Raw genomic sequence first — 16,963 nt, 5'->3', positions numbered from 1 at the left:
AAATTAACAAAGTGCTTCTGACAGGGGCAGAGTAATCCACACAGGCGTTTTCATGAAGAAAGGTCATCCAAAATTAATACTGGATCCCTACGAGTGGCTACCTGGATATGGTGAGTCTGTAGTGGTCAACAAAAACTGGCCACCGCTTTAGAGTTTTTCCAGTATCGACTTTCCGATTCGTTTGGTGGTAATCCACCGTTATAGTCATGCGGCCTTAGCGAGCTGTAATACCCGACGATATAGTCTGTGATCGCATGAGCAGCTTCGCTAAAGTTTATATAACCTGTCACTGGCACCCACTCGTTTTTCAGACTCCGGAAGAAGCGTTCCATCGGGCTGTTGTCCCAACAGTTTCCACGTCGGCTCATACTCTGCCTGATCCGGCAACGCCACAGTAACTGCCGGAACTGCCTGCTTGTATAGTGGCTACCCTGGTCACTGTGGAACATCACTCCGGCTGGTTTACCGCGAGCTTCCCACGCCATTTCCAGCGCTTTGATGGTCAGCTTGCTGTCCGGCGAGAATGACATTGCCCAGCCCACCGGTTTCCTTGCGAACAGATCGAGAACAACAGCGAGGTAAGCCCAACGTTTACCTGTCCAGATATACGTCACATCGCCGCACCACACTTGGTTAGGTTCTGTCACTGCGAACTGTCGCTCAAGGTGATTCGGGATAACGATGTGTTCATGACCACCACGTTTATACCGGTGGGTAGGCTGCTGACAACTCACCAGCCCCAGTTCTTTCATGAGCCTGCCGGCAAGCCAGCGTCCCATTTTGAAGCCTCTCAGGGTTGCCATAATCGCGATACTTCTTGCGCCAGCAGAGCCATGGCTGATGTTATGCAGTTCCAGAACCTGACTGCGTAACACAGCTCGCCTGCCGTCTGGCTTTTCGGGGGTTTTCACCCAGTATTTGTAGCTGCTGCGATGAACCCCGAACACGTGGCAAAGTGTGACCACAGGATACTGCGCTCTGAGTTTCCCGATTAACGAGAACTGTTCAGGGAGTCTGACATCAAGAGCGCGGTAGCCTTTTTTAATATGTCGTTTTCCATTTCCATGCGTTGTAGCTTTTTCTTCAGCTCACGTATTTCAATCTGTTCCGGGGTTATAGGTGAGGCTTCAGGTATTTTGCCCTGTCGTTCATCCCGTAGCTGCTTTACCCATCGCGTCATTGTAGAAAGACCCACATCCATAGCGCTGGCCGCAGCTGCAACGGTATAGTTCTGATCAAGTACCAGTTGAGCGGATTCGCGTTTAAATTCTGCACTGAAATTTCTTTTTTTCATTGAGGCACCTGTAATGTTCTGAGGTGAGCATATCACCTCTGTTCAGGTGGCCAAATTCAGTAAACCACTACAGTCAAGGGTATCGTTCCGCTCTGTTGGACTGGATGTAATACTTGATATTAATTATGAAAAAGAGGTTTTCGTAAATAACGAAGAGGTTGTACTGCCTTTAAGGCGGGAGATTACGTTCAACAATGCGCGTTGTTTCATCCGGGAACCGTTTCCTGGGGGCGCTATTTTTGAGTTTGATGGCGCTCAAGGTGAGTTCGGGCTGGGTAAGTTGACGGAGTTTATGGATTCAGAGTGGCTGAGCGATAACCTGAAAACATGGCGTCTCGCATCGAGTCACGAATCACCGACGTTCAGGCATTTCAGCATTCAGTTTTTATCAGAAAATAGTGCTTTTGATGTGCTGGCTGTCGATGTGTTTTTATCCGATGAGCTTCCGGGCAGTTGATTTTTTTTGGCCAGGAAATCAAGCTGAGCTGCTATAGTTTGGCCTCATCCTGAATATCAATGACACCCTTGAAGCTATACCGTGCGCACTTTAATCGACAGCTTTTATCCCGGAGCAGGCATGTCCGCGGTTGGCTCCTGGCCGAATGTGAGTAGCAGATATTTTACAACAGGATACCCATTCAGCAGGAAGTAGAAAAACGGTTATTTCTTTCCCAACAGTTCCTGTGGCGTTTTCCATTTTAGTAATCGCTGAACCGCCCTATCCCCGGATACGAACTGCCGGGCAAGTTGAAGGCGTTCCATGACCACGCCCTTCTGTTGTTCATCAAGGCTTGCCGCATCCTGCTCTGCCTCACGGAAAAATTGCTCCAGCCGTTTGTCTTCTGTCCACTGAGCCATAATCGATTTCAGTTCGGTACGGCTAGCGCTATACGCCTCCTCTTCCCGACGTATCCGTTCCTTTTCCAGAGAAATGATGCGTTCCTGTTCCCGTTGAATCCGCCATTTCTCAGCGTTGATCCGGGCTTCTTCTAACTGCTTTGAAATCAGCGGAACAGCTTCCTGCATCGTCAAAATCATCGCTGAGATCTGGCTTATTAGTCCACACTGTTTAGTTTGCCGGAACTGTCTTTCCCATTGTGCGTCCGGATACGGAGAATAGAGTTGCAAAAGAAACCGGCCTGATGGAAGGAGGTGTTTTGAGGCATTGAGAAACAGTTTCGCGTTTTTCCCCCTACTCCATCTCACCATTTTTTCATCACGAACATAGTGGCTATTAACCAGTTTCGCCGGAACGTACTCCGTCATTTCGGCAAGATTGAAAGCAAAATGCACATCGCCAGTACAGATAATACTGGCACTGAAAGGTCGCCATAATTTTACCCAGTGAAAGCCAGCCACCTCAGGATCCTCCCGTATGTCTATTTCTGCGCGATGAAAATGTTCGCTTCTGTCAGCCAGCCTTACCCGATAGCCCTGCTTTGCAAGGGCATCAAAGAACCGGCTCAGAAATTTTATGGCGCTTTCAAAGCCTGTAGCGGAAACATGAACATCCAGTAGCTTCTTTTTCGCAGGCTTATAGTAACCCTCTCTGGTAACAGTCGACACCGGAAGGTATGTAGTGAGATCATGGATCAGGCCGTAAACGTTCCCGGAATCAGGAACTAATGGCTTCGTTACGCCAGACACTGGTTTTGCGAACACCGTTGCCGGAGGTCTTACTGATGGGGTGTCTTTTTGGCCATCTTTTACCCCCTCCCCTGCTTCAGTGCAGGTAAAGGCGGGATAGCAGGCGCGGTTCCTTTCTCCAGTGCTTTCCAGTAACCCGTCAGTGGTCTGGGGATCTGTAATTCAGCGCACCTTCTGGCTATCCCTTCAATGCTGATATTACAGAGAGAAGCGATACGCTCGGCTGATTCCCGCCAGACCAGGTTGTACAATGCCTCCCGATCGTCAGGTAAAGTTTGAATCGTACGGGATTGCAGGTTCATGGACATGGTGCTTCCCCCTTGCGGAAAACATTATCAGAGAACGACCTGGCAGGTGATTGAACAAAATCACTTTTTTAAAATGAAGATTTAAGGATGAAGAGAACAACGAGCCAAAGCTGGATGCTTTCGTTGACCAGCCTTCCGTAACGAGATACATCACGATGTGAGTAATACCTTACCAGCCAGGGCTTCTCGTCTGTGGCTGGCCTCACTTCTACGGGGCTTTGCTCCTGCAGGACACAAACGCATATCGTTATAACTGACCGATTCGCCGATTCTTATCCGCCCTCCCCTTCCCGTCGTTACCGCGAACTTGCGGGTGTACGTGTAGTTTTAAGCCTTTCCTCTTGCTCTTTTCATCTGAAACACAATTGATACCGATATCTCTGCATATGCCTGCTACGCAGTAGCAGTATTTCAGTGCTCGCCCGGGGCATTTTTTACCGTTTCTGTCCCCTGCTCTCACTAAACAGGCACTACAGCTACACTAAATGCTTTTTGGCGAAATTTATTTTTATAAATTTTTCAGGCCATTAAAAGAAAGCCCTCCCGCCTCGCTTGAAAGCATTCAACAAACAAATTAATAATACTGTATGCATAAACAGTATAAGAATAAGGTCTGGTGTTATGAAACTGATAATGCTGACACCCACAGAAGGCAACAAGCCGATAAATTTGCCACTTTTCCTTGAAAAAGTTTCCTGTGGCTTTCCCTCACCAGCGCAAGACTATGTCGAAAAAGAGCTTGATCTGAATGAATACTGCATCAAACGTCGCAGCGCGACGTACTATCTTCGTGCCCATGGTCACAGTATGCAGGACGGATTCTTATTTGATGGCGATTTACTGGTTGTCGACAGCGCCGAAAAACCGGTTTCCGGTGATATCGTCGTAGCAAGCGTTGGTGCAGAATTTACCGTCAAGCGACTTCAGCTTGGACAGCGCATCGCATTACTTCCTATGAACCCGGCTTTTCCTCCCCTCTACCCCGACCCGGATGAACTGAACATTTTCGGTGTTGTTACACATATCATTCACCGTACACGAGAGCTTCTAAAATGTTTGGACTAGCGGATGTTAACTCCTTCTACGCATCCTGCGAAAAAGTGTTCCGCCCTGATCTGCGCGATAAGCCTGTTATTGTACTTAGCAATAATGACGGCTGTTGTATCGCCCGCTCTCAACAGGCAAAACGCTTAGGCGTAAAGATGGGCGATCCCTGGTTTAAAATTCGGGAGCAACACTATGCCGAAAAACTGTATGTATTCTCAAGTAACTATGCACTGTATGCGAGTCTGAGTACCCGCGTCATGGCTTGCCTTGAAGAACTGGCACCTCGCGTTGAGCCATATTCGATAGACGAAATGTTTCTTGATCTTCACGGCGTAGATACCCTCATTGATTTTGAAACATTCGGCACCCGACTGTGTGAGCATGTTTATGCCTGCACCCGACTCTCAATTGGTGTCGGAATGGGGCCAACAAAAACTCTGGCCAAATCAGCCCAGTGGGCATCTAAAGAGTGGCCGGCCTTCCGGGGCGTGCTGGCGCTGACACCGGACAATAAAACCCGCACCTCGAAGTTACTGTCGCTCCAGCCCGTCCAGGAAGTATGGGGGGTGGGTAATCGCACTGCCCGTAAGCTCAATGCGATGAGGATAACTACAGCGTTACAGCTTGCACTCGTAAATACAGCTTTTATTCGTAAAAATTATAATGTCGTTCTGGAGCGCACAGTCAGAGAATTGAATGGAGAAAGTTGCATCTCTTTTGAAGACGTGCCATCGGCTAAACAACAAATTGTGTGTTCCCGGAGTTTTGGTGAGCGGATCACGACCTTTGAAGATATGCGCCAAGCCATCTGCCAGTACGCTGAACGGGCGGCTGAAAAGCTCCGTATTGAACGGCAATACTGCTGCCACATTTCGGTTTTTATTAAAACGTCACCGTTCTCCAGGACCGAACCGTATTATGCTAACCTGGCAAGCGAGAAGCTTTTGACCCCCAGCCAGGATACGCGTGATGTTATAGCCGCCGCGTTACGTGCCCTTGAGCGCATCTGGCGTAATGATCACCACTATGCCAAGGCTGGAGTAATGCTCAACGATTTCAGCATGTCTGGTATCGCACAACTCAATCTTTTCGATGAACAACCACCAAAACCTCGTAGCCAGGAATTAATGAAAGTGCTTGACGGGATCAATCAGTCCGGGCTCGCCCATCTGTGGTTTGCTGGCCGTGGTGTTGCACCTGGCTGGAAAATGAAGCGCGAGATGCTGAGTCCGGCTTACACAACTCGCTGGAAAGACCTGCCCCTTGCTCGTATCGGATGAGATAAAAAAGGGAAGGGGGTAAGCATAGCCGTTTTTAATTAACGGCATTTTGTATAATTACTTACTTTCCCCACCAGCCGGTTTCCGGCCGGGCCAAGTGTATTCATAATTTCATGGCGCTTAGTTGTTTTATTCTGCCTGACAGTACCATGTTGTTTCACGCACTGCATTCCACATCCTTTTCAGATAAAACGTTATATCCCCATAAGGCAAGTCCGGTCATAACATTCTGTATGACCGTTCCGCTCCGGCTTTTCCAGGCAGATAATCTCCGCTATCGCGACAGGGATATCAAATTTTGTAACAGCGCAAGGATCTCGCTCCCGGTATCACCTGCGCGCAGTTTTATGTCACAACCACGATTTTGTCCTGTCAGCTCAGCTCCCGTCTCGCCGGAATATTCATGCCAATTTCTGATATCAGCACATCCTTGGAACAATCATTCTTTCAATTGAAGTGGCGAAAGCATTTGCTTCATAACAACGCATAACGAAAAATGAGTAGTTTATTTTCGATTCATCGCTTTTGCGGCATCCTTAGTGCCAAATTACGTGCTGGCACAAGTCGCTTTCCGTGTTGAAAAAACGGGAGGCGGCAGACAATTCGATAAGCATATTTATGATTTTAAATACGACTCTACGTGCGTAATACCCGAACAGCATCATTAAGCCATATCGCAGACAGCGTGATGTGACAGGACTACCTTCTCATCTTACCGGTGTCCGACGGATAATATTTACCGTCGCTGAATGGCAAGTGACTCGCAGTATGGATGTTTAGCTGCTGAAGTTGTCCTTTTCAGACACACGGTAATTCCTGCTTTGTCCCTTTTACAGATGTTCTGATGACATCTTTATGCGCATAAAATTTCAGGCTACTGTTCCTGGATCTTGCGTTTATTCTCCGGTTACCACCTTCCTGAATGCTTATTGTCTAAATGAATCCGCTTCTTTCCGCTCTATTTTTCTTAACCACGCTTGTCAAACTTTTAGTACCCGCGCGTCATGGTCGATTTCTGTGACTGCGTGCCAGCCCTACAGAGGCACCTCTTTAGCAATCAGCTCTTGCTCCGCTATTAAGACTTTGTGCATGAAAATCTTCCTGATGGAACACGAACAATGGGTTGCATAATTTATGAAGGGGAATGAGTTGATTATGCAGGGGACTCTTCAGGACATTTTTGTTTTATCACAACAGCAGCATATCGCAGGCTGGCATTTCGCCATTTTAGAGGGTTTAAACTGGCAACCCGGCAAAGCTGGACAGGATTTATCTGTCCGGGTTTGACGGGTTTGGCAAGCCCGGAAATTCCGGGCGCGGCAGGGAAAATACATCATGAAAGCGTGGCGATTTCACAGTGAAATTTTAATAAAAAAACCATATAAATCAAAAAGTTATATGTGAAATTTCACTGGCGAAAAACATCATTCACGCATCAGGAGAGAGATGTTTTTGAAGAACATTTGCTACAGCTTCGTCAATCTCGTCCTGTAGTTCTTTCGGTAATCGATTGAATTCGTAAACAAACATGCGTCCTTTACTGCGCTTTCTTGCAAACCGATCTTTGTCCGGGAAAGACCACAGATTCGTCACAACCGCTTTGTCTTTGCCCTTAAGAGAAGCCATAGCCGCTGTTTCACGTGTCAGAATTTTGATAATTCTGTTTTTGACTTCGTCTTCAGCAAGTGAGTCATCTGCCAGGATGATATTGACTTCCGGAGCGGTGGTTTCGAGTAAATCCTCAACAGAAAGATCTTTAGCGTTGAGCATTTCTTCCAGCGTACCTAACGTTTTGTAATCCGCGAATCCTAATTCCGACTGAACCGGGAAAACTGAAACTAACGGGGCTGATACAGATGCCGCCTTGATAGCACGCGTAACTTTTGCTTCCGACAGCCCTTCAAGCCGGGCAATCTCTTTCTGGCTCATGCCCGTGTTTTTCAGCGCTAAAAGACGTAACCCAATCTCACGGATATTGTGCTCTTTGGCGGTCTGGATATCTTTAGCCAGTTTCCGCGCTTCATCGGCAGAAATCAGAGACTTGGTTACCATAATATTTAACGACGTGTGGCACAGGATAGCGGACGCTCGACGTCTGGAACCATCGATAATCTCAATGCCTTCTTCACGCTGAATACCAATACAGGGGAAGAACTGCTGCAATCGAAGGGTGGATGTAATGTCCTTCAGTGATTCAGGAGTCAGACCGGATTGATCGCGGCCATTTGTTTCCTGCAATACGTAAGTTTTACCTTCCACTTCATTTGCCGGGATGGTTTGCAAAGTGAAGACGGCTTTCCGTCCGGTTGAAAGGGTAAAGATTTGCTCAACTGCACTGTCTGACAAAGTCTCAGATAGTGCCGACGGGGTAAAAGTCCGACCAATCGTTGTTCTTTTCGTGCTCATAGATCCCTCAGTTTGCCCGGATAAATTCAATACGATCAAATACAGCTTTTGCAAAGTCTTCTGCCGCTACACGGGCATTTTTCAGCGCTTCGCTGCTGCCAATATACGTCGATGGGTTAGCGGATATGACAGTATCAAAAGACTCGCCACACCTTTCAAAACCGTCAAGGCGGGGCAGGGCAACATCAAGCATGTCACCACCAAAAATTTCTTTCGCAAGGCTGTGGCACAACTTATGGTCTGGTTTATTAGAAAGCTTGGACATAAAACCAATATTGCCAACCAGGTGGCATGGATAACCTGATTCGGTAATGATGCCCACCAGCTCAGGCAGACGGGTCAGATACTTCAGTGTTGAGTGAAAATCAACCTGTGCCGGTGGCACCGGGGTCAGAAGTAAATCCGCTGCCGCAATCGCATTCTTCAAAAACGCATCAAGATGGGGACCACTGTCGATGAAAATGAAATCGTAATCATCCTTTAATTTATCGATCAGATTTTCCCGCAGCACCGCGTGTTCATTCTGTCCCGGCAGGTGCTCAGCGCATAGCTCTGCCCATTTTGAGGCGATGAAGGCATCATCAATAGAGGCGGGCAGTACATCGACGCCAGGCACAATGGAAGGCACGACAAACTCTTCAAGCAGCTCTTCCCGACTCACATTCTGCAGCATGGCCTGGGCTGATGTCGTTTCGACAATCCCGACAGCCTGAGTATGGTTCAGAAACATAGTTGCAGAGGACTGTGGATCTAAATCAATGACGAGAATTCGCAGATCTTCAAACAGCAAATGAGGATGCGTACGCAGGGCATGCGCCAGGGAAACAGTGGATACGGTTTTTGAAACCCCGCCTTTTAAATTACCTACAAAGACGGTAAACGCTTCCTGATGTCTGTCCCGATATTTCGGAACACCGCGGTGATGGTAGATATCGATGATATTCTGGATCGACATTGCGTATTTGGACGATGTTCCGGCTGGTCGCTTATCAAAGACGTAGCCGTTTTCTTCCATTTCATTGACTGCATAATCCACGTTTGCACGGGTAAGCTTTGGTAGTTTAGCCAATGCTGCTTTCGCATACACCTGATAGTAAACGTTTTCTTGCAGTTCTTCCTTCTGCGCCCGAATCTGATCTGTCAGACCAATAAGCATTTTTTCAGAACGCTGAGCAACTTTCAGTAGCTGTGAGGAGCTGTCCATCAAAAGTTCCCTTTATGCAGGATTAATGAGTTTAATCAAGAATGCTACATACAGGAGATAAAGTAAACATCTAATGTGAAATTACAGCGTTGAGTTCGCATTTCTGCTTTTTCAGGAATTGGTTATAGAGGGATAGCTGATCAATCTGGAATGAGCCCCTAAATTGGAAGAAGAGAGGGGTCGGGCACACCGATATTAAAGAGGTCAAACGGAACCGGGCTCTGCATAGTAAGAGAATTGTTGATCGGGCTCCTGAATGAGCAGAGGGATAAAACAGTCAGTGCTACTGGTAGTGGGCAGACAATCTGATCCTGAGCACAGGTCGATCGGATTGCAGATCCTCTGTGTTCCTGCCGGATTGAGATGATGGAATGTCTGAAAAAATCTGGAATTCCGTTGAGTTATCCACTTATCCACTGAGTAGATCCAAATAATAATGATCCAAAGTAGATCCACTATTAGATCCAAATAGATCCCCGATCGCTGAGAGCCGCGCCAGCACTGGCCTGAGAGGGGGTTGTCATAAGCTATAGAGAGATAAAGATAAGCTGTGACAAGCATCATATAAACTACAAGGAGATAAATCTATGCTGTAGCCAGTAAACAATATAAGCTATAGTCAGATCGCAGCCGTAAATGGCTGTATAACTTGTGCGTAAAAACCACGCGATTTTTCATTGAGCTACGATGTGTTTTTAAACATCAGGATGATTTCGTCGCTCAACGATCCACAGATCCGGAGCTCGTCTTGGAAAACGAAAACAAAGATCTCAAAACGCTGTTTGAAGAAGTGGATAAGTCTACTGGTGAACTTATTACTCTCACTCCAAATGCTAATAATACGGTCCAGCCAGTTGCACTAATGCGACTTGGTGTTTTCGTTCCAACGCTCAAGTCTCTGAAAAATAGCAAAAAAAATACATTATCAAAAACGGATGCGACCGAAGAACTGACCCGTTTGTCACTGGCCAAAGCGGAGGGTTTTGATAAAGTCGAGATCACAGGTCCCAGGCTGGATATGGATAATGACTTTAAAACCTGGGTCGGCATTATCCACTCCTTTGCCAAACATAAAGTGATTGGCGATAAGGTTCAGCTATCCTTCGTTGAATTCGCCAAACTCTGCGGCATCCCATCCAGTCAGTCCTCACGCAAGCTCAGGGAGCGTATCAGCCCCTCACTGAAGCGTATTGCAGGTACAGTAATATCATTCTCCCGCACGACTGAAAAGCACACCAAAGAGTATATAACGCATCTGGTACAGTCCGCATTCTATGACACCGAGCGGGATATTGTGGTTCTGCAGGCGGATCCGCGTTTATTCGAACTCTATGAATTCGATAAAAAAGTACTTCTTCAGCTTAAAGCGATCAATGCGCTGAAGCGCCGCGAATCGGCTCAGGCGCTCTATACCTTTATTGAGAGTCTGCCAAAGGATCCGGCACCCATATCGCTGGCACGCTTAAGAGCAAGACTGAGCCTGAAATCACCGGTGTTCTCGCAAAATCAGACCGTTCGCCGCGCTATGGAGCAGCTCAAAGAGATTGGTTACCTTGATTACACCGAGATGCAACGCGGCCGTAGCGTACTGTTTAACGTACATTACCGCCGACCCAAGCTGAAAGCCCCCAAAGACGCCAGCGAAGAGAATCCTAAGCTGCCAGGCAGCCCGGCAAATACGCCTGATCCCGAGCTCAGCGAAAAACTCCAGCTCCTTGAAAAGCTTGGCATCACCATGGATGACCTGGAAAAACTCTTCCGTAATAAGTAGCCCAATAAGCTATAGCGAGTATCTCCCAATCAATTATCACCGCCAGTGAGTACTGACAGATTCAGTGCTCACTACAGCTTATACATATTCCCTGGCGAGCACTTTCGCTAACCATGTTCTCCGGACAGTACCTTATCACTACTATTTACTCGCTATAGTTTATGTTTCCCGCATCATTACGCGATGATCCTCACTACAGCTTATGTATCAACATGCCACAAATGAATCTGCTCGCTATAGCTTATCTCTTTATGTTTGTAAGCACTCACTTACTATTAATGCCAGTAAGTAAGGCATCTTTTATTTTAAATAAATAGTATGAGCAAGAGCCATATAAGCTATAGCAAGTGAATTACTCGCCATAGTTTATGTACTGGCTATAGCTTATGTTTCGTAACCGAAGGGGATCCTCACTCGCTATAGCTTATGATATAAGCTGCAGTAAGCATTTGCTCACTACAGCTTATACTTCTCATTGACGGATAAATGCAGGAAATACGTGAGTAATCATTCTGATACAGTCGAGGCGTCTGCATGCATGCCGAAATGAACTGTCCAACTTTCGGCTATATTGCTCACTGGTCAGCCTTAAGAGAAGCGCTGCTTTTGGCAAGGCAACAGCGACTTGCTGCGACGATCTTCTCAGGAGAAAGGGGAGGGGATGCGTGCGGATGAGGATCTTTCTTTACTGTACCCGGGGTGAGAAAGCTACCGGATCCATACGCCTGCGACCAAACGGGGTACGATACCGGCGCAATACTACCTGGCTACACAAGCTTTCGAAGCAAACCCCTTTCATTGCTGGCAAACGTAAGCTTGCTGATTTTTGTGACGGGGTCACTCAACTGGCGGCATGCTGTGTGGACATTACGACGCCAGTGGCCTTATCTCGTTGTCGCTGATTATCTTTTTCAGGATAATAGTAGAGATCAAGAGTGAGTGTATTCGGGGCAACCATTAGTAAGATGGTTGATCAGGGAAACAACAAACCCGCCGAGGCGGATTTGTTTGTATTTCCGGGCAGTTAAGCGGGAACAGGCATTTTCGCTGTTGCAATACGGGAGATCGGGTAACCAGTTGCAGCCGCAACAGCGGCTACGCGGCGAAATGACGGGTTGCCCTTCGGAGAAAGCGATTTATAAAGCGATTCGCGAGACATACCGGCGCGTTTAGCTACCGCTGTCATTCCCCCTTTTGCCTCAATAACGTGGCGTAATGCGAGCACGAACGCTTCATATCCACCGTCTTCATCGATTTCAATGAACGCCTGATGAAGGTAGACAGGCGCGAAATCCGGATCTTCCTTAATGAGTTGAACCATTACATCATCATGGAATGCTGATTTAGCCATATTAAATGACTCCGAGGCGTCTGTTAAACCTGTGGCGATTCATAGATTGCACTTGAAAGTTATAAGAAAGCAGTTTCGCTGCTACCAATTTTTTTTAGCTCAAGCCTCTTAAATTTTATACCTATCCCATGTTCCTGATCTAAACCGGTTGAAAACATGAACCCGAAATCACCTTTCTCATCAGGAGAAAGATAAACCTTCACCAATACGATATCTTCTGCGGCTGAGCCATACACACGTTTGCAGTATGCGCGGGTTTCAGCTGTAATTTTCTGGCAGAATTCGTTCTGCTTTTCAATAAGAAATTCAATGTCGGTTTTCATTTTTTCATCGGCCGTATCCGCTTCCAAATTTATGCACTGGACGGACTCGGAACCGAATGCCGACAGAACCAAATCTACAGAAGTTCCTTCATCATCTTCATAAAATTTCAGACCAACAGGCTTCATGAAAAATCCCTTCTACTTATAGTTCAAAGACTTGGTCGTCTTCTTGGCTTCAGCGGATTCGTATTTGACGCCGTGGTATTTTCGAATTGGCTGACAGAGCCTGAATGCGGGAAAAGAGCTTCAGGCGCACTGGTTTCCACAATCTGCATTGCAGAAGTATTCGACGCGGGGTCATAGGCATTTAGATGATGCCAGTTCCATACCGAAATTCTTTTTTCGAATATTGCGATTTTCGTTTATTTCGATTATCATTGCTATGTAATGATAATTAGTCTACTGAAACCGACGAAACCGACGAAACCGACGAAACCGACGAAACCGACGAAACTGCTGGAATACTGAAATGAAAATTACTCCTCTGAACAGTTTGAGCTTACCGGCTCCACAGGAACAAGAGGCAGCAATACGTGGACAGCGGCAGCTTGCAACCTATCTGTCTACAAAACTGGAAACACAAAAAATATCAATTCAGGATGCAAATGAAACTGCGCATCAGATCGAGTTGCCTACTTCGGCTCTGACTATTCTGATGAGTATCCTGGGCGAACTGGCAGCAGGTAATGCCGTGCAGGTTGTGCCCGTGCATGCTGAGTTAACGACCCAGGAAGCGGCAAATATTCTTAACGTTTCGCGTCCTCATATGGTGAAACTTTTGGAAGAGGGCCAGCTGCCTTTTCATAAAACAGGTCGTCATCGCCGCGTGCTTTTTGCTGATCTCATGCATTATAAAGAACAGCGAGAAAAAGAAAGTTTGCAAGCCATGCAGGAGTTGACTGACCGAAGCCAGGAGCTCGGGTTTTACTAATGAATCATTCCCCCTATCCCGTAGTACTTGATGCGTGTGTCCTTTATCCATCACTACTACGGGATCTACTTATGCGTTTTGGTATCGCAGGGATTTATCAACCAAAATGGACTGTAGAAATTCATAATGAATGGCAGCGAAATTTATTGCTTAACGATCCTGACTTGACAGCGGTAAAGCTCCAGCATATTGAATTTTTAATGAACAAAGCATTGCCTGACGCTAATGTTACCGGGTACGAAACACTTATCCCAGGCCTTGATTTACCGGATGTTAATGACAGGCATGTGCTGGCCGCAGCGATAAGATCGAATTCAGATGTGATAGTCACAGCCAATCTTAAAGATTTTCCGGCCGACAGGCTCTCCCGGTATGATATAGAGGCCATTCATCCCGATGAATTTATAGCAGATTTGTTTGATCTTAACTCCGCTATAGTGCTTAAAGTCGTTCAGATGGCCAGGACATCATTAAAAAACCCGCCTTTTGGTGTCAATGGTTATCTGGAGGCACTACAGCGACAAGGATTGCCCATGACCGTGAAAGCATTAAGCGAATATCAGATACTGTTATAGTAAGTTGGGAAGACAGACAGGAGCAAAAAACCGACCTTATCTGTCGGTTTTTTTTCATCAGAGACTTAGCATGTAGCCATACCGGAATGATCTGTTCTCTGTAAAGTTTGGTCGGGGGCTGGTAAAGCGGATTCTCATTTAAATTCTGCACTGAAATTTATGCTTTCCATTAAGACACCGGTGTTGTTATGAGGTGAGCATATCACCTCTGTTCGGGTGGCCAAATTAAGCGTGTCACTACAACTTTTTTCCCGCAGGGTTGATAACGAAACCAACCAGAGGCTTTCGTGGTTTACGTTTATCTCCGGCAGTGAGATAGCGTGCAGGCCAGATTGTGGCTGGCGGAACGTCCAGCGCCCTGGCAATCAGCCACTCGCCTTTTGGCCATGGGCGAGTCAGAGCATTCGCCAGTGTCGAGGAGGCGAGACCCGCTTCGCGTGAAAGCTTCGCCAGGCTGGTGCCACGTTTATGCAGTGCGGCGATAATGTCGGCGGGATGCCAGTCTTGAGCAGTTATTTTATTCATCTTTTGTATCCTTACACTACGTTTTTCGTAGTATCCAAGTAATTAAAAAACTACGAATCTCGTAGTTATGGAAAAAAAATATAGACAACGCGATGTTTTCATTCGCCGCTTAAAAGAAGCGCGGCAGCGCTTAGGGATTTCTCAGGCTGCCGTAGGGATCGCTGCTGATGTCAATCCTGATGGCGCGAGCACCCGTTTTAACCGCTATGAGAAGGGCGTTTATGAGCCTGATATGGAGACTGCCGCGCGAATAGCCAATGTGCTTAAAGTCCCCTTACCATGGCTGTTTGCCGCAGATGAGAATCTGGCAGAACTGATCCTCAATTTTGCAGCTCTTCCTACCGAGTCCCAGCATCAATTGCTGGAAGCATCACGACAGATGTTAAGTGTGTTATCAGAAAAAGATGGTTAGCGTTCATGCTGCCCGTTACCTGTCAGCGTGATACTACGTTATTCGTAGTATCAGCAGCAAGTGAAAACTACGATTATCGTAGTTATGAATACTCCTAATCATTACAACGACATTTTTTGCCGACGCCTGAAGCAGGCGCGACTGGCAAGAGGGTTTTCTCAAAAGAGCCTGGGTATTGCTGCGGGCATCGATGAATTTGTCGCCAGTACACGCATCAACAGATATGAAAAAGGTGTGCACGGACCAGGCACAGAAATTGTGCAAAAGCTGGCAGAGGCGCTGAGGATGCCACTGGCATATTTCTATGCAGAAGATGATGGCCTTGCGGAGTTAACCTTATTGTATGCCTCTGCTACAGAAGAGCATAGGTATGCTCTGCTTGAATATGCGAAAAAAATCTCCCGGTGACAAAATCACGATTCTTAGAAAAGCAGATTGTCTTTGCCCTGAGGCAGGCTGAGCTGGGCACGCCGGTGCCGGAGGTCTGCTGTAAGCCAGGCATTTCCGGTGCCACGTTCTGTACGTGGCGCAAGAAATACGGCTGCATTTCGCCCCTGGAACTGAAGCATATGCGCCTGCGGGAAGAGGAAAACCTGCGGCTGAAGAAATGGGTGGCCAATCTGAGCCCTGACAAGACAATGCTTCAGGACGTGCAGACAAAAAGGAACTGACGCTGGCAAGGCTGCCTGAATAGGGCAGGGAGCAGCAGGCGCGTTACGGAGCCAGCGAACGGCAAATCTGTTTTACGCTGCAGATCAGCCACAGTTCGTTCCGCTAAGCGCTTTGGCAGCAGACGACAGTGCGCTGTGCCTGCGTATTGGCGAGATCACGCAAACCCGAGTGCATGACGTTTACCGACGGGTACATATCCTGCTCAGGCGGGAGGGATAACCATAAACGTATCTGTTGTCTCTGGGATGAGCTGGGTCTGTCCCTGAGGCTCAAACGCACCCACCGTAACAAATCGGCACAGTACCGCCAGCCACCGCCCCAGAGCTGTATCCGCACCCTGTCAAACATTGCGGTGTGGTGATCAACAGGAAACAGGTCACACGCGGTTTAAGGCTAACAGCCAGCCGCTGCGCTTCAACAGCTGCCTCTGGAGTCAATATTTATCACCGATTATGAGCCCGCGTTTGATGAATACAGGATGGAGACAGTGCTGGCGTGAGGCAAAGCGGTGTTGAGTCTCACCTGTAGAAGGCTGTTCACTTGCGATATACAGTACCGCTACTGGTGTGGGTACTGCCTCAGAGTCGCAAGCTGTCTGCGATCATTCCAGCGTTAAAATCTTTCTCTGTGAGGGGGCGTGATGAATCGCTGATATTCCCCTCCGTGTAATGCCCGAATTACCTGTCAGGTATGCGTATGTGACATTCCAGTTTATGCCTGGATTATGAACAACAGTATTTTCTCTAAAAAAATCTGTCTCACTGCCGATAACCCGACTTTGCCTTTATTTTGAACGGGACGATGGAATGCTATGAAATTACTCATTGGGATAGGAATTATCGTTGTAATAGTGTCAATAACTTTCTTCCATAAAAAAACGTTAACTAACGACGAAATGATGGATAAGGCGATTTTTTACACCGAACAGAACCTGAAAAAGGATGTAAAAATGCCCGAAAGTTTACAAACACGAAATGTAAGCTTCGGCGGTCATCGTACAGATATTGATGGATTAACCGGTGCGGTATGTGGCGAATTTGCTGCAAAAAATGGTGATGGAAAAATGACCGCTTACAGTTACTTTGTGCAAAGTATCGAAGTTGATAAAAAGGGTGAACTTGTTTCTATGGGGCGGGTTTTATATCCAGTTCAAAATGAGGCTGTTTTTGAGGCCCTTTGCAGCAAAACAAAAAAAGCACACTAAAATAAGGATGTTT

The 16,963-nt window shown here is 47.0% G+C and carries 18 protein-coding genes and 1 pseudogene; 10 read left to right on the top strand and 9 right to left on the bottom strand.

The annotated features are described in order from the left end of the window. Nucleotides 1-125: 125 nt before the first annotated feature. A protein-coding gene (locus tag M8Q36_RS25370) for an IS3 family transposase (protein ID WP_249882890.1) occupies nucleotides 126-1,294 on the bottom strand; the annotation gives its coding sequence in 2 pieces (ribosomal slippage) (nucleotides 126-1,045 and nucleotides 1,045-1,294; 1,170 coding nt in all). A 46-nt stretch (nucleotides 1,295-1,340) separates the two neighbouring features. Between M8Q36_RS25370 and M8Q36_RS25365 the strand changes: the two genes are divergently transcribed. Next, nucleotides 1,341-1,751: an LIM domain-containing protein gene (locus M8Q36_RS25365; RefSeq protein WP_249883004.1), complete on the top strand. Its 411-nt coding sequence runs from the start codon at nucleotides 1,341-1,343 to the stop codon at nucleotides 1,749-1,751. Between the two features lie 203 nt (nucleotides 1,752-1,954). On the opposite strand, the pseudogene M8Q36_RS25360 reads toward M8Q36_RS25365, so the two are convergent. After that, nucleotides 1,955-3,249, bottom strand: a pseudogene (locus M8Q36_RS25360) (hypothetical protein). Between the two features lie 621 nt (nucleotides 3,250-3,870). On the opposite strand from M8Q36_RS25360, the gene umuD reads away from it, so the two are divergent. Then, on the top strand, nucleotides 3,871-4,314 hold the full coding sequence (umuD, locus tag M8Q36_RS25350; protein WP_249883001.1) for a translesion error-prone DNA polymerase V autoproteolytic subunit: 444 nt from the start codon (nucleotides 3,871-3,873) through the stop codon (nucleotides 4,312-4,314). Next, nucleotides 4,302-5,576 carry a translesion error-prone DNA polymerase V subunit UmuC gene (umuC, locus tag M8Q36_RS25345; RefSeq protein WP_249883000.1) on the top strand — a complete coding sequence of 425 codons (1,275 nt, stop codon included), beginning with the start codon at nucleotides 4,302-4,304 and terminating at the stop codon, nucleotides 5,574-5,576. The genes umuD and umuC overlap by 13 nt, the downstream gene beginning before the upstream one ends. 1,428 nt (nucleotides 5,577-7,004) lie before the next feature. Here the strand turns inward: umuC and M8Q36_RS25340 are convergent. The 3 genes from M8Q36_RS25340 to M8Q36_RS25650 all read right to left on the bottom strand — a co-directional run bounded on the left by M8Q36_RS25340 (nucleotide 7,005) and on the right by M8Q36_RS25650 (nucleotide 10,239). Further along, a complete protein-coding gene (locus M8Q36_RS25340; protein ID WP_249882999.1) occupies nucleotides 7,005-7,982 on the bottom strand; it encodes a ParB family protein in 978 nt (325 codons plus the stop codon). A gap of 7 nt (nucleotides 7,983-7,989) precedes the next feature. Continuing rightward, the gene (locus M8Q36_RS25335) at nucleotides 7,990-9,186 is read right to left on the bottom strand and encodes an AAA family ATPase (protein ID WP_249882998.1); all 1,197 of its coding nucleotides are present in this window, start codon (nucleotides 9,184-9,186) and stop codon (nucleotides 7,990-7,992) included. A 720-nt stretch (nucleotides 9,187-9,906) separates the two neighbouring features. Further along, on the bottom strand, nucleotides 9,907-10,239 hold the full coding sequence (locus M8Q36_RS25650) for a hypothetical protein (RefSeq protein WP_502825504.1): 333 nt from the start codon (nucleotides 10,237-10,239) through the stop codon (nucleotides 9,907-9,909). On the opposite strand from M8Q36_RS25650, the gene M8Q36_RS25330 reads away from it, so the two are divergent. Beyond that, on the top strand, nucleotides 10,205-10,957 hold the full coding sequence (locus M8Q36_RS25330; protein WP_502825501.1) for a RepB family plasmid replication initiator protein: 753 nt from the start codon (nucleotides 10,205-10,207) through the stop codon (nucleotides 10,955-10,957). The two genes, M8Q36_RS25650 and M8Q36_RS25330, sit on opposite strands and share 35 nt — an antisense overlap. 1,024 nt (nucleotides 10,958-11,981) lie before the next feature. Here M8Q36_RS25330 and M8Q36_RS25325 read toward each other — a convergent pair. From M8Q36_RS25325 to M8Q36_RS25315, 3 genes are read right to left on the bottom strand one after another with little or no spacing between them, the layout of a single operon-like run. Further along, entirely contained in the window at nucleotides 11,982-12,308 is a 327-nt protein-coding gene (locus M8Q36_RS25325; protein WP_249882997.1) for an addiction module antidote protein, read from the bottom strand. Nucleotides 12,309-12,367: 59 nt separating this feature from the next. Then, nucleotides 12,368-12,757 (bottom strand): hypothetical protein, encoded by a 390-nt coding sequence (locus M8Q36_RS25320; protein ID WP_249882996.1) that lies wholly within the window; start codon nucleotides 12,755-12,757, stop codon nucleotides 12,368-12,370. A gap of 23 nt (nucleotides 12,758-12,780) precedes the next feature. Then, the gene (locus M8Q36_RS25315; protein ID WP_249883015.1) at nucleotides 12,781-12,966 is read right to left on the bottom strand and encodes an HNH endonuclease; all 186 of its coding nucleotides are present in this window, start codon (nucleotides 12,964-12,966) and stop codon (nucleotides 12,781-12,783) included. A gap of 134 nt (nucleotides 12,967-13,100) precedes the next feature. On the opposite strand from M8Q36_RS25315, the gene M8Q36_RS25310 reads away from it, so the two are divergent. After that, on the top strand, nucleotides 13,101-13,562 hold the full coding sequence (locus M8Q36_RS25310; protein ID WP_249882995.1) for a helix-turn-helix domain-containing protein: 462 nt from the start codon (nucleotides 13,101-13,103) through the stop codon (nucleotides 13,560-13,562). Continuing rightward, the gene (locus M8Q36_RS25305; protein ID WP_249882994.1) at nucleotides 13,562-14,137 is read left to right on the top strand and encodes a PIN domain-containing protein; all 576 of its coding nucleotides are present in this window, start codon (nucleotides 13,562-13,564) and stop codon (nucleotides 14,135-14,137) included. The genes M8Q36_RS25310 and M8Q36_RS25305 overlap by 1 nt, the downstream gene beginning before the upstream one ends. Nucleotides 14,138-14,374: 237 nt before the next feature. On the opposite strand, the gene M8Q36_RS25300 is transcribed toward M8Q36_RS25305, so the two are convergent. Further along, nucleotides 14,375-14,662, bottom strand: a complete 288-nt coding sequence (locus M8Q36_RS25300) for a helix-turn-helix domain-containing protein (RefSeq protein WP_249882993.1) — start codon at nucleotides 14,660-14,662, stop codon at nucleotides 14,375-14,377. A gap of 67 nt (nucleotides 14,663-14,729) precedes the next feature. Here M8Q36_RS25300 and M8Q36_RS25295 point away from each other — a divergent pair, with 67 nt between their 5' ends. The 4 genes from M8Q36_RS25295 to M8Q36_RS25280 all read left to right on the top strand — a co-directional run bounded on the left by M8Q36_RS25295 (nucleotide 14,730) and on the right by M8Q36_RS25280 (nucleotide 16,950). Then, entirely contained in the window at nucleotides 14,730-15,074 is a 345-nt protein-coding gene (locus tag M8Q36_RS25295; protein WP_249882992.1) for a helix-turn-helix transcriptional regulator, read from the top strand. A gap of 84 nt (nucleotides 15,075-15,158) precedes the next feature. Beyond that, the gene (locus M8Q36_RS25290; RefSeq protein ID WP_249883014.1) at nucleotides 15,159-15,482 is read left to right on the top strand and encodes a helix-turn-helix domain-containing protein; all 324 of its coding nucleotides are present in this window, start codon (nucleotides 15,159-15,161) and stop codon (nucleotides 15,480-15,482) included. After that, a complete protein-coding gene (locus M8Q36_RS25285; RefSeq protein ID WP_249882991.1) occupies nucleotides 15,479-15,745 on the top strand; it encodes a transposase in 267 nt (88 codons plus the stop codon). The genes M8Q36_RS25290 and M8Q36_RS25285 overlap by 4 nt, the downstream gene beginning before the upstream one ends. An 812-nt stretch (nucleotides 15,746-16,557) precedes the next feature. Then, nucleotides 16,558-16,950 (top strand): hypothetical protein, encoded by a 393-nt coding sequence (locus tag M8Q36_RS25280; RefSeq protein WP_249882990.1) that lies wholly within the window; start codon nucleotides 16,558-16,560, stop codon nucleotides 16,948-16,950. Nucleotides 16,951-16,963: the final 13 nt, after the last annotated feature.

The organism is Kosakonia sp. R1.Fl (assembly GCF_023516815.1).
Lineage (GTDB): Bacteria > Pseudomonadota > Gammaproteobacteria > Enterobacterales > Enterobacteriaceae > Kosakonia.
Note: the sequence above shows the minus strand (reverse complement) of the source record. Positions and strands in the feature narration are given on the sequence as shown.

Coding starts and splice junctions, on each gene's coding strand:
- umuD (WP_249883001.1), top strand. CDS start 3,871: ATGAAACTGATAATGCTGACACCCACAGAAGGCAACAAGCCGATAAAT.
- umuC (WP_249883000.1), top strand. CDS start 4,302: ATGTTTGGACTAGCGGATGTTAACTCCTTCTACGCATCCTGCGAAAAA.
- M8Q36_RS25340 (WP_249882999.1), bottom strand. CDS start 7,982: ATGAGCACGAAAAGAACAACGATTGGTCGGACTTTTACCCCGTCGGCA.
- M8Q36_RS25335 (WP_249882998.1), bottom strand. CDS start 9,186: ATGGACAGCTCCTCACAGCTACTGAAAGTTGCTCAGCGTTCTGAAAAA.
- M8Q36_RS25330 (WP_502825501.1), top strand. CDS start 10,205: ATGGATAATGACTTTAAAACCTGGGTCGGCATTATCCACTCCTTTGCC.
- M8Q36_RS25325 (WP_249882997.1), bottom strand. CDS start 12,308: ATGGCTAAATCAGCATTCCATGATGATGTAATGGTTCAACTCATTAAG.
- M8Q36_RS25320 (WP_249882996.1), bottom strand. CDS start 12,757: ATGAAGCCTGTTGGTCTGAAATTTTATGAAGATGATGAAGGAACTTCT.
- M8Q36_RS25310 (WP_249882995.1), top strand. CDS start 13,101: ATGAAAATTACTCCTCTGAACAGTTTGAGCTTACCGGCTCCACAGGAA.
- M8Q36_RS25305 (WP_249882994.1), top strand. CDS start 13,562: ATGAATCATTCCCCCTATCCCGTAGTACTTGATGCGTGTGTCCTTTAT.
- M8Q36_RS25300 (WP_249882993.1), bottom strand. CDS start 14,662: ATGAATAAAATAACTGCTCAAGACTGGCATCCCGCCGACATTATCGCC.
- M8Q36_RS25295 (WP_249882992.1), top strand. CDS start 14,730: ATGGAAAAAAAATATAGACAACGCGATGTTTTCATTCGCCGCTTAAAA.
- M8Q36_RS25290 (WP_249883014.1), top strand. CDS start 15,159: ATGAATACTCCTAATCATTACAACGACATTTTTTGCCGACGCCTGAAG.
- M8Q36_RS25280 (WP_249882990.1), top strand. CDS start 16,558: ATGAAATTACTCATTGGGATAGGAATTATCGTTGTAATAGTGTCAATA.